The organism is Vibrio jasicida CAIM 1864 = LMG 25398, from assembly GCF_000400365.1.
In the GTDB taxonomy this organism is placed as follows: domain Bacteria; phylum Pseudomonadota; class Gammaproteobacteria; order Enterobacterales; family Vibrionaceae; genus Vibrio; species Vibrio jasicida.
Genome location: NZ_BAOG01000044.1, coordinates 1 through 11359, shown reverse-complemented (window position 1 = coordinate 11359; position 11359 = coordinate 1). Strand labels below are relative to the sequence as shown.

Below are 11359 nucleotides of genomic sequence, written 5' to 3'. Positions count from 1 at the left end.
CAAATGGGAAAACCCGCTGCTGTCTTAGGAAGTCATCACGTCTGTCCAGCTAAAACCGGAAAAGTACCTCATCAGGGCGGCCCTGTAGCGATAGGTTCTGCAAACGTAAAAATTTCAGGTATTCCAGCTGCGAGGCAAGGCGATAAGCTAGTATGCGTTGGACCTCCTGATAGTGTTTCTTCGGGCTCCTCCAGCGTTAAGATCAATGGAAAACCGGCAGCCAGACTAGGAGACTCTACCGCCCATGGTGGAAAAATTGTCGCTGGCGTCACTACGGTTTTAATTGGGGGATAAATGCCGATCATATTTGACCCTGTTTTTTGTGTTCTAAACGGAAGAGAATTCTCTATTGAACAATATGCTAACAACACACTTAACGTGTCTGATGATGCTATACGTGTAAAGAGTCATGCCAATAATTTGGAAGATAGGGTTCAATCGTTACTCGAGAATCTTAGTCATCACATTCATGGTTTTGACATTCAAGCGCCGGTGTGTGTGTTACTTCCTCGGGTATCATGCAAGTCAGTGCTGAAGCGTATTTCCTCCGTTATTTTGTCGTTGTTTAATCTTGAAGCTAATCCACTTATTCGTTTCTATCCGTATGGTGAAGCGTCGCTCTTAATGGCATTGAGTCAATTGGAAGAGCTTAGTCATCAAAACACAGTTCCATGGATTATTGCGATCAACCTTGCACAGGGTTCAAGCAGCAAGTTTGATGTATATGATTCATTAGTTGTGGCGCGTTGCATTGCGGTTAAAGAGGGGCTTAACGTTCGGACTCAATCAATAGATCTCGAACTTACGCCATTAAATACGGCGACAGATAATATCGTTCGGCAGTTAGGCAACGCTTCTGAACAAAGCTTTGATGAACTCTTATTGTCTATAGGAATTGAAGAAGAGCCACAATGGCTCAACTCGATTCACTTTTTGTCTTCATGGATTAGTGCGGAGACTCGATACATCTTTTCCGATTCCCGAACAGGCCCTTTAGGGGCGTGTGGTGGTCTTCTAAAAGCACTCTCTCTCTGTCATCGACAACGCGTTAAACATGTCGAGAACTTTCAAGTCTTACAAGTGGATATAGAGACTCAAGGCTATGCCATTGGCACGATTTTCAATTGGTGTAGTGAGTAAAGATTTAAAATGAACGCACAAAGGATTGTTAAGCTCACAACGCTGGACGGCGAAGCCTATTTGTTTTCTTCGCATCAACCCCCATTTGGTAAACAGGAACGATTCACGTCTGTCAGAGCGGCTGAAATCTTTGTCGAACGTTTTTATTACTCTGCGTTTGATGAACTCAGAGAAATTGCGTCTTGGTCTACTGCGACCACGTATTTCTCCGCAGAGATGAAAGAGCTCACTGACGAGGACCTTTATAAGCGTATTGCTGAGAGTTTATTTGAGCAATCGTTGTTCGCCTTTCAGACACCTCAACAAGCGCCTAGTACCTATTACCCCCCAACAGAGATACCTACTGATCTAATTGCCAAGACGAACGATAAAAAAGCAAAGTCGACAGATGACAGTCCTCATAAAAGCGAGAGTAAAAGTAGTGATACTCCCCAAAATGAGAGCAGTAAAAAACATGCAAAAGCAGGTGATCCTGTCTCTTTGGTAACGGGCGAAGAAAACTTAACACTAACTGATGTGCGACTACCTTTCGGCTTAGTGTGGCAGCGGACTTACCGATCTTCGCTTTCTGATAAAAATACAGGACTTGGTTTTGGTTGGCGACATATCTTCCAGTATGAACTGAAGGATGTACTGGATGAGAAAGAACAGATTATTGGCTGGCTCTTTGTAGATGAAATGGGAGACTCCATCTTATTTCCCCCTGTTTCTAAAGGAGGGGTGAGTTACCAAACTTATACCGATTCGACTTGCCAATATCATCCAAATGGTTATCGATTGGTTACGATAAATGGCAGTGTACAAGTCAAGTTTGTTCAAGTAGAGGAGCTCTGGTTAGCTAGTGAGATTCGACTTGGGCTCATGAAAACGGTAAATCTAGAATATTCACGTAATCACCGTATCACCCAAGTAAACGTCAATCGACAAGCAAAACTTGAATTACAATATAACAAGCAAGGATTACTTGTTGAAATACGCCATCCTACAACCCTAGCTACTCTAGCTGAGTATCAATATGACCGTACCTTTTGTTTAACCAGGGCCACGGATGAACATCGGCAAGCAGAATCTTATCAATATAGTGATACCTGTTTACTAACTAGACGAACACGTGCAACAGGATTTTCGCATTATTTTGACTGGATAGGTCGAGGCGTGAGTGCTAAGTGCGTAAGTAATTGGGCGGATGATGGCGCGTATCGATATACTTTTGAGTTCCAACCGACTCAATCGACTGTTGTCGATCCGAGAGGTCATGCATGGCGATACAAACACAATGAACAAGGAAAGTTGCTTGAGCGTGAAAGCCCTGAATCAAGACGCTGGGTATATGAATATGATTCGAAAGGGCACTTGGTAAATGAAGTATCACCGGATGGCTGCTACGTCACTTACGCCTATAATCAATTTGGGCAACTAAAAAACAAACGGCATTCTTCAGGTGCAACGGAACATTTTGACTATGATGAATTCGGTTGTAGTACGAGACATCAGTTGCCTGACGGTGAAACCATTGAAAACCAATTTAACGCGCTCGGCCAACTGGTTTGGCAACAAAGTAAAGAAGGTAAACAAGAGCGATACCGATACGATAAACATGGCCGCTTAGTTGAAAAGGTTATTGACGCTGGCGCATGTGTTCAATGGTGGTGGGATGATGAGCATCAACTTAGAGCGAAGAAAACCAATAAAAGTCTCTTTCGCTACAGTTATGATGAACATGACCTTGTAAATGGAATCGCTTATCCGGAAGGTCTTGTCTCCGGCTTTGAGCGCAATCAAAATCGTCTACTTACCCGTCTGTATTTTCAGAATTCGAAAGATGAAATTTTACGCGAACATCGATACGAATATGACGACTACGGCCGTGTCAAACTTATCAGTACACCGAGAGGGGAAGTAGAGATCAATTGGAGCAGCCTTGCTCAACCTGTAGAGGTTTTTAAACAAAATAAAAGCGTCATGTCGTTCTCTTATGACGAAGAAAGGAACCTTAAAACTATCGAGCGTTCCGATGGTTGTAAGTACGAATTTGCATATACACCTGATGGACAAATTCAGTCGACGATAAACTTCGACCAAATACATACAAGTTATACCTACGATAAGGCTGAGCGACTAAGCAAGATTAGGCGCCGGACTAACCAAGTTAGCTTTCGTTATGATGACCTTGGGCGAGTCGTCAATATTCGAGCAATTGGAAGCGGAAAGGGAGTAGAAAACCATTTCCAATATAGCTTAGGCGGTAAACTAATCCACGTGCATAATCGCTTCTCGATGTCTTCTTATACCTATAAAGATACAAAATTGGTAAGTGAACAGCAGGGACGCTATTCCTTCCACAACAGATATCTTAATAACGGTTTACTCCAGTCCCAATGTTATAGTGACGGTACTGAAATCTCCTACCAATACGACGAGTACGGTGTGGTGTGTTCCATTTCTATTCAAGGGGGGGCGCACACCACAATACAGTTTAAATACGATGACTTACAGCGAATAACTCGTATTAAGTATGGCACTAAAGGGGAAACAAAAGAGTTTGATGGATTAGGAAGACTAAAGCGTCAAATATGGGAGAGTTTGGAGCGAAAGTATCATTACAACGCACAGCATCTTTTATCTCTTATCGTCGACAGTGAGAAGGGGCCCCAACATTATCAATATGATGACCTCGGCCATTTAGAAAGGGTAAAGACGCAAACCTCTGAGGAGTCATACATCTATGACAGTTTTGGCAACTTTAATGATGAAGGTGCACAGCTAGAATATGACCGCCTTGTTGAATACCATGGCGTCAGGTACGACTACGACGAACTAGGTAACAGAACCAGTAGTCAAGGTAATGGATTAGAGCAGCGCTGTACTTACGATGCTAAAGGCCAGCTAATTTTTGTCGAGAGCGAAGGGCGTTTATGTCAATTCGAATACGACGCACTAGGCCGAAGAATCAAGAAAATCAGTGAAAATGGCACCACTGAATTTATTTGGCAAGGAAGTCATTTAGTCGGCGAGTATTCTCGTTCGGGTTATCGGTGGTATCTATATCAACCAAACAGTTTTGTTCCGCTTGCTCTTATTGAAAACGGTGAGTGTTATTTTTACCAATGTAATCAAATCGGAACCCCAGAACGTTTGGTGGACTCGAAAGGGCAGGTAGTTTGGCAAGCAGCATACGATACCTTTGGATTTGCTCACGTTGCAATCGAGACGGTTAAAAACAACCTTCGCTTACAGGGGCAGTACTTCGATATTGAGACTGGTCTGCACTACAACTTAGCACGCTACTACGACCCTCAAATAGGTCGATTTATCCAACCCGACCCCCTAGGGCTGCTTGGTGGAACCAACCACTATCAATTCGCACCAAACCCTGTCTCGTGGGTTGATCCTCTGGGTTTATGTGCAAAAGAGGATGCGCATACAGTTCTAGCAGGGCATAACGATAATGCTCCGGAGAGGATGGTCTACGAAAAAGCAGCGGTTAATATTTCTGGGCCAACGATTGAGGAACTTATCGCAGATCCGACTTTACAGGGTATTAACGCTGTAAATATCGATCCAATATCGATGATGGTCGAAGGGATTGAAGATATGATAAATGCAGGGAACGCATTTATCGATAATCCTTCATTCTCTACTGCAACGAGTATGGCTATCACCGCAATACCAGGCAGATATGCGGAAAAAGTTGTCGATGAACTGCCGCTGAAAAAACTCGATAACGCCATGGTGAAGTCTTTGAGCACCATGAAGCGATTTAAAGTGCCTTGTTTTGAACCTGGGGCAACGATTAAAGGTAAGTTCAAAGGCAAAGAGCGTGAATTGGAAAGTCATTTTGCTCGCCAACTAAGGCATCAAGAAGCGGGTCTTAATGACTTGACCGTGGGGGAATACATCGAAAATCGCAATCGTTACAAAGAAATGAAACGAGCGGGAACGGGTATGGCTCAGGAGGATTTCAGAAAGCAGTTTTCTCGTCAATTGAATAGTTCGCTAGCTGAAAGCTTTAAGTTGAAAATGAGCCCTATGGACGCCAAAAAAGCGGCGAAACAAAGAACATCTGAGATTATGGATAACCTTGCGGCTTTGCATGATCCAGATATGATTGCAGGCGGGGCTGACAAGGTGAATAGGATGGGGAATAAAGGGGTTAACTCCTCAATTGGCTCTCAGTGGCGCACAAAGTCGCGCTTAACTCAGATGGATGAGCAAGCACAACGTGCATTTGAAAACCTAGGACCAGATGCCAAAATGAATGTTTCGCTGGAGCGCTGCCCATTACGTGGAATTAAATAAGATGAATGACGAATATTTTGAAATGTTTATAGAAGAGTTTGGCGAGCCGACCGAACATATTCAGGCAACTGACCAACAAGTTGAAGCATATCGAGGCATACTTCCAGATCAGCTACTTAAATACTGGCAAATGGTCGGTTTCTCTGGCTTTAACGATGGTCTATTCTGGATCACCAATCCCGCAGAATTTGAAGATGTGCTTGAATCTTTTCTTGACGATACAGAGTTCGCACACTTTGACAATTACCATGTGATCGCTCGAAGCGCCTATGGTCAACTCTATTTGTGGGGAGAGCGAACAGGTGCGTCACTCGATATAGCGACACACTTAAATTGGATAATGACAAATCAAGGACACGCAAAAGACATTTCTAAAGGCGATGCTAATATTGCAATTCAAAGCTTTTTCGGTTTTCAAGATAAAGAATATATAGACGTAGAAGTTAGTTCAAAACCTCTCTTTCCGTCTGCGATTAAAAAACATGGTCCAGTGGGTAAAGAAGAAGTGATGGTGTTTACCCCTTACCTATTTATGGGGGGCAAGAAGTCCGCAGATGCTATGACCAAAGAAGATCTACATGTATTTTTACAGGTTATGGCGGATTTAGGGGGAGCCGAAATTATCGATATGGCGTCAATGGTCGGCAATGTCCTTAAAAGTCACAGAGAGTAACCCGTCCTGCATAGCAAAACTCAAGCTCACGCTTTGTGGGCTCTTTTGTTAGATAGATATCTTTTAAACAATCAGTTTGGCTGAATAGTGATCACACACAAGGCAAGAGTTCTTAGCTTAAACTCAGATATTGAAGAAGAAGTTACGCTTGAAGTTAATGGTGTCGAATTAACCTGTTTTGCCGGGGTGTGCCCCTATGAATTGTATATTGGGCAAGAATATCCCGTTACATTTGAAATGTTGGATTTTGGATTAACAGAGCAGGAAAGTGCAGACGAAACTAGTATGACAAGGGTCGATAGTACCTATGCTTATAAGCTATTAGGTAGACTAAACGGTGGGACCATAGACGCTGGACTTAAGATTTGTGATGATTTTTTAGAGTCTGATTATGCATATTTGGATGGTCAGTTTATTTGTCTCTGTGTCGAGCGGTTGGACGTAGAATTTTTAGATAGGTAAACCGAGTGCTTAGGGCATGTTCTTTGCTCCCAAATAATGATCGGGTTTGTGCAAATAAATTAGGCAAAGGATATAAACGCAAATGAATAATGAAAACTCTACACTAGTTCGCTTTGTTATGAATGTTGATAAATTGAAAAAAGTACCTCATCAATCCTATAGCCTAGATGGACTGAAAAATGGTGAGTGTTTGTGTGTGGTCAATCAAGATGATTCTTGGCAAGTTGTATACAACAGTCAAGGAAGAATTACGTCTGTAACTGAATGTCAAAATGAAGAAGATGCGTATGAGGAACTATATCGCCAAATCTCAGATGCTTATAGTTGGTAGATTTTAAGTGCGCACAATTAGCTCGTTTTTACTTTAACTCCAGCATACGCCACAAACCACATGAAAAGCTTACGAACTCACGATATCCTAGGGGGATAATAAGATAGCGCCATGTAGATGGCAGAAAGTGAATTCGAATGAAGTTTATCCATACCTCAGATTGGCACCTTGGCCGACAGTTTCATAACGTCTCTTTGCTTGACGATCAGCAAGCAGTTCTTGACCAGTTAATCCAATACATTGAAAACAACCCTGTTGATGCGGTGGTTGTTGCCGGTGATATTTATGACCGTTCTGTCCCACCAACTATCGCGATTGAACTACTTAACAAAGTGGTGAAGCGAATCTGTGGTGAGCTAAACACGCCGATGATTTTGATTTCTGGCAACCATGATGGTGCAGAGCGCTTGGGTTTTGGTTCTGAGCAGATGAAAAATGCGGGTCTTCACATTATCAGTAACTTCGAAGACATGCTTACCCCTGTTGTTATTGAAACCGAAAGCGCAGGGCAAGTGGCTTTTTATGGCATGCCTTATAACGATCCTGAGCAAGTCCGTTTTGCCTACCAAGAACCCGTTTCGACCCACGATCAAGCGCACAAGCTACTTGCCGAGAAAATCACTGAGCAGTTCCAACCAGAGCAACGCAACGTGTTAGTCAGCCACTGCTTTGTCGATGGTGCCATTGAGTCTGAATCTGAGCGTCCACTTTCGATTGGTGGTTCTGACCGCGTCAGTCACGAACATTTCCTCAACTTTGACTATGTAGCGTTGGGGCATTTGCATCAGCCACAGAAAAAAGGCGAAGAATACATTCGTTATTCTGGTTCACTGATGAAATACAGCTTTGGTGAACAAAACCAGAAGAAAGGTTTCACGCTGGTGGAAATCGACCAAAACGGGTTTGTCTCGGCCGAGCATCTTGACCTTGCTGCACCTCATGAGATGCGAATCGTTGAAGGTGAGCTTGAACAAGTGATAGAGCAGGGCAAAACCGATCCGAAAAACGAAGACTACTTGTTGGTACGTTTGATGGATAAGCACGCAATCTTAAACCCAATGGAAAAGCTACGTACTGTTTACCCAAATGTTTTGCACCTAGAAAAACCGGGAATGTTAATTGGTGTCGAGCAGGAAATGGCGCAAGCAAAGTTGGCGAGAAGTGAGATAGACATGTTCCGAGACTTCTTTTCGGAAGCGCAAGACAGCCAACTATCGCAAGAACAAGATCAAGCGATAAGTGACATCATCAAACAACTTTCTCAGCAGGCTTAGTAAGGACCAAACATGAAACCCATTAAACTGACAATGCAGGCTTTTGGTCCGTTTGCTCAAACAGAAACGATTGAGTTCGACAAACTGGGAACTAACCCTTTGTTTCTCATCAACGGTCCTACTGGTTCGGGTAAAACCTCGATTCTCGATGCGATTTGTTTTGCACTTTATGGTGAAACGACGGGTAACGAGCGCCAAGGTATTCAAATGCGTTGCGATATGGCAGCGCCAACGTTATTGACCGAAGTGACGTTAGAATTCTCTTTACACGGCAAGTCTTATCGAGTGATTCGCTCACCAGAACAAGAAGCACCAAAGGCGCGTGGTGAGGGTATGACGGTGCGTAAGCATACCGCAGCTTTGTATGAGATTACGGACGAAGAAAAGCTCATCACTAGCAAAACAACGCAAGTAAAGACAGAAGTGACCAACATTATTGGCTTGAACGAAACTCAGTTCCGCCAAGTTATGGTGTTGCCACAAGGTAAGTTTCGAGAGTTGTTACTTGCGACGTCCAAAGAGCGGGAAGAGATCTTTGGTCAGCTATTCCAAACGGATATCTACAAGAAGATTGAATACGCACTGAAAGACAAAGCGAGTGCCATTAGCAAAGCCAAAGACGAGTTTGATAACCAAATTCGAGGTGCACTGCAGGTAGCTGGTGTTTCTTCCGAAGCGGAGTTAACAGAGCAGCGTGAAGCCTTATCTGCTCAATTGGAAACCGTGCAAAAGCAAGAGCAAGAATCTCTGGCGCAATTAAATGCGGTAAAAACGGAACTGCAAAAAGCAGAAGCGCTGAGCAATGAGTTTAAAAAGCGTGAGCAAGCCGAAATTGCATTGAAGCAACATTTGGAACAGAGCGATGCTGTCTCATCACGTCAATTGCAGTTAGACAATGCGAAGAAGGCAAGCAAGGTTGAGTTGCCTTATGTCACGTTACAAAATGCCTCAAAGCAAACGCAAGAACTTGAGCAAAAGGTGGCTAAGCTTTCTCAAGATCTTACTGTGGCAAATGACGCTGTAAAATCCAAAGAAGGCGCATTGCAAACCGCGAAAGAACAAGCGGCACAATTGCCAAGACTGACAGAGCAACAATACCAACTTGAAAGCATGAAAGGAAAGCTGGTTGAAAAGTCAGAGCTAGAGAAAGCCATTAACGCAGGTTTGACGCAAAAGTCGGAGTTTGAGGTAACGCTTAAGAAATATATCGCTCTGAAAGAGAAGTTAACGCTAGAGGCGCAACAAGGTCAGAAGTCACTGGATCAAGCTCGAGTCGATGTTGCAAGTATTGGCAGTGTAGAGGCTGAGATAAAACAGCAACAACGTTTGATGCAAGACCTACAGAAGCTAACTGGCTTAAACCAAGAGCTGGCGAAATTGGATGCATTGACGCCTAGCAAACAAGCTTCGGTTGACCAAGCAAAAGCGCGATACGTAGAACTTCAACGCTCAGCAGATACACTTGAATTGAGCTGGCACAATGCTCAAGCTGCTGTATTGGCTCAGCGCTTACAAGCCGGTGAAATGTGTCCGGTGTGCGGTAGTGTAGAACACCCTCAACCCGCTCAATTTGTTGGTGAAGAGGTAACAAAAGAGCAAGTTCAGTGTGCTCGAAACACGGAGCGAGAAGGGCAAGTTGTACTTAACCAATTGAGCAATCAGTTGGAGCAGCACAATATCGCAGTCGGACAATACAAGCAGCAGATTGAGCAACTATCCGTTGAACTTGGCCAAAACGCATCAATGGATTTAAGCGCGTTACAAGCGTCCATGCAGCAGCTCAATGAACGTTTACAGCAATTGTCATCGATTAACTTGGTTCAGCTGGAACAAAGCGTCAATGAGTTAAATCAGCGTTGTGTTACTGGGGAAGGTAAGATCAATGATCTACAAAACCAGATGGCAGCGAATGAATCGACGATAAAAGTGAACCAAGAGCAACTGGCTAAACTGTCTGCTTCGTTAGATGCCAAGTACTCATCTCTTGAAGTTCTTGAGCAAGACATTGTTGCGATTCAAAAACAGATTAAGGAGTTAAACACCGCATTCGAGACTGCACAAAATCATTTGCAACAAGCGGTGCTCGCTAAGACCAATATTGAAAGCCAACTGACAACCAATCAACAGTGGTTGAATGAGGCACTAGAGCGTTTGAACACAGCCAAAACTGATTGGGCGCAAGCGTTGCAGGCGAGCGCATTCGAGGATGAAGCGCAATTCCTAACAAGTAAAGTTGATGAAGCCGCGATGCAGATTTGGCAGCAAGAAATTGATGCGTTCAAACAGACTCAAATCAAGCTAGAACAAACATTGGCAGATTTGAGTTCAACATTGAAAGACTTGGCATTGCCTGATTTAGATGACCTTAACGTTAAGTTAAACAGTATTCAGCAAAGTTACGTTGAAGCGCGTAATCAGCTTGATAGCACGCGCTCTCTGTTTGAACGTCTAGAGAAAGTCCGTAATGACATCGCGACGTTACATGACAAGAACACTAAGTTAGAAGACGAATACAAAGTGTTTGGCACCTTGTATGACGTTGCAAGCGGTAAAACGGGTAGCCGTATCAGTCTGCACCGATTTGTCCTTGGTGTGTTATTAGACGATGTATTGATTCAAGCCTCACAGCGTTTAAGTCTGATGAGTAAAGGTCGTTATATCTTGGCTCGTAAAACTGAAGGCTTTAAAGGTGCTGCAGGACGAGGCTTGGATTTGGTGGTTGAGGATAGCTACACAGGTAAAACGCGCGATGTCGCGACGTTATCAGGTGGTGAATCTTTCATGGCAGCGTTGGCATTAGCGCTCGGTCTATCTGATGTTGTGCAGTCTTACAGTGGCGGTATTCGCTTGGATACGCTGTTTATTGATGAAGGTTTTGGCAGCTTAGATCCGGAATCTTTAGATCTTGCGATTCAAACCTTGGTCGACTTACAACAAACGGGTCGCATGATTGGCGTGATTTCTCATGTATCCGAGCTGAAAGAGCAAATGGCGCAGCGCATTGATGTTGAACCGTCGCGACTTGGTTCTACAGTTTCTGTGAAATCTCAGATGGTATTTGATTCTTAATCAATACCTGCAAACGTACATAAACAAAATGTATGGTCCGCCCCGTTATTGCAACTACAATTAAGTAATAACGGAGTTGGTTTGCGCTAATGTATTCGGAGTCCACGTTGG

8 protein-coding genes are annotated in these 11359 nt (G+C 43.6%); all 8 read left to right on the top strand.

Features of this window, described 5'->3' with window-relative positions:
- Window positions 1-3 precede the first annotated feature (3 nt).
- The 8 genes from VJL_RS12840 (at window position 4) to VJL_RS12805 (ending at window position 11248) form a co-directional block, all read left to right on the top strand.
- Window positions 4-294 carry a PAAR domain-containing protein gene (locus tag VJL_RS12840; RefSeq protein ID WP_038867681.1) on the top strand — a complete coding sequence of 97 codons (291 nt, stop codon included), beginning with the start codon at window positions 4-6 and terminating at the stop codon, window positions 292-294.
- The gene (locus tag VJL_RS12835) at window positions 295-1140 is read left to right on the top strand and encodes a hypothetical protein (RefSeq protein ID WP_038878425.1); all 846 of its coding nucleotides are present in this window, start codon (window positions 295-297) and stop codon (window positions 1138-1140) included.
- Window positions 1141-1149: 9 nt separating this feature from the next.
- Window positions 1150-5439, top strand: a complete 4290-nt coding sequence (locus tag VJL_RS12830) for a polymorphic toxin type 15 domain-containing protein (RefSeq protein WP_050568841.1) — start codon at window positions 1150-1152, stop codon at window positions 5437-5439.
- A gap of 1 nt (window position 5440) precedes the next feature.
- On the top strand, window positions 5441-6112 hold the full coding sequence (locus VJL_RS12825; protein ID WP_038878423.1) for a GAD-like domain-containing protein: 672 nt from the start codon (window positions 5441-5443) through the stop codon (window positions 6110-6112).
- An 87-nt stretch (window positions 6113-6199) separates the two neighbouring features.
- Window positions 6200-6574 carry a UCP019853 family protein gene (locus tag VJL_RS12820; RefSeq protein WP_038878421.1) on the top strand — a complete coding sequence of 125 codons (375 nt, stop codon included), beginning with the start codon at window positions 6200-6202 and terminating at the stop codon, window positions 6572-6574.
- 82 nt (window positions 6575-6656) lie between these two features.
- A complete protein-coding gene (locus tag VJL_RS12815; RefSeq protein ID WP_038878419.1) occupies window positions 6657-6905 on the top strand; it encodes a hypothetical protein in 249 nt (82 codons plus the stop codon).
- 137 nt (window positions 6906-7042) lie between these two features.
- A complete protein-coding gene (locus VJL_RS12810) occupies window positions 7043-8179 on the top strand; it encodes an exonuclease SbcCD subunit D (protein WP_038878417.1) in 1137 nt (378 codons plus the stop codon).
- Between the two features lie 12 nt (window positions 8180-8191).
- Window positions 8192-11248 (top strand): AAA family ATPase, encoded by a 3057-nt coding sequence (locus VJL_RS12805; protein WP_038878415.1) that lies wholly within the window; start codon window positions 8192-8194, stop codon window positions 11246-11248.
- The last annotated feature ends 111 nt before the right edge of the window (window positions 11249-11359 follow it).

Excerpts from the sequence above, each read along its gene's own strand:
- VJL_RS12840 (WP_038867681.1), top strand. The coding sequence starts at position 4 with ATGGGAAAACCCGCTGCTGTCTTAGGAAGTCATCACGTCTGTCCAGCT.
- VJL_RS12835 (WP_038878425.1), top strand. The coding sequence starts at position 295 with ATGCCGATCATATTTGACCCTGTTTTTTGTGTTCTAAACGGAAGAGAA.
- VJL_RS12830 (WP_050568841.1), top strand. The coding sequence starts at position 1,150 with ATGAACGCACAAAGGATTGTTAAGCTCACAACGCTGGACGGCGAAGCC.
- VJL_RS12825 (WP_038878423.1), top strand. The coding sequence starts at position 5,441 with ATGAATGACGAATATTTTGAAATGTTTATAGAAGAGTTTGGCGAGCCG.
- VJL_RS12815 (WP_038878419.1), top strand. The coding sequence starts at position 6,657 with ATGAATAATGAAAACTCTACACTAGTTCGCTTTGTTATGAATGTTGAT.
- VJL_RS12810 (WP_038878417.1), top strand. The coding sequence starts at position 7,043 with ATGAAGTTTATCCATACCTCAGATTGGCACCTTGGCCGACAGTTTCAT.
- VJL_RS12805 (WP_038878415.1), top strand. The coding sequence starts at position 8,192 with ATGAAACCCATTAAACTGACAATGCAGGCTTTTGGTCCGTTTGCTCAA.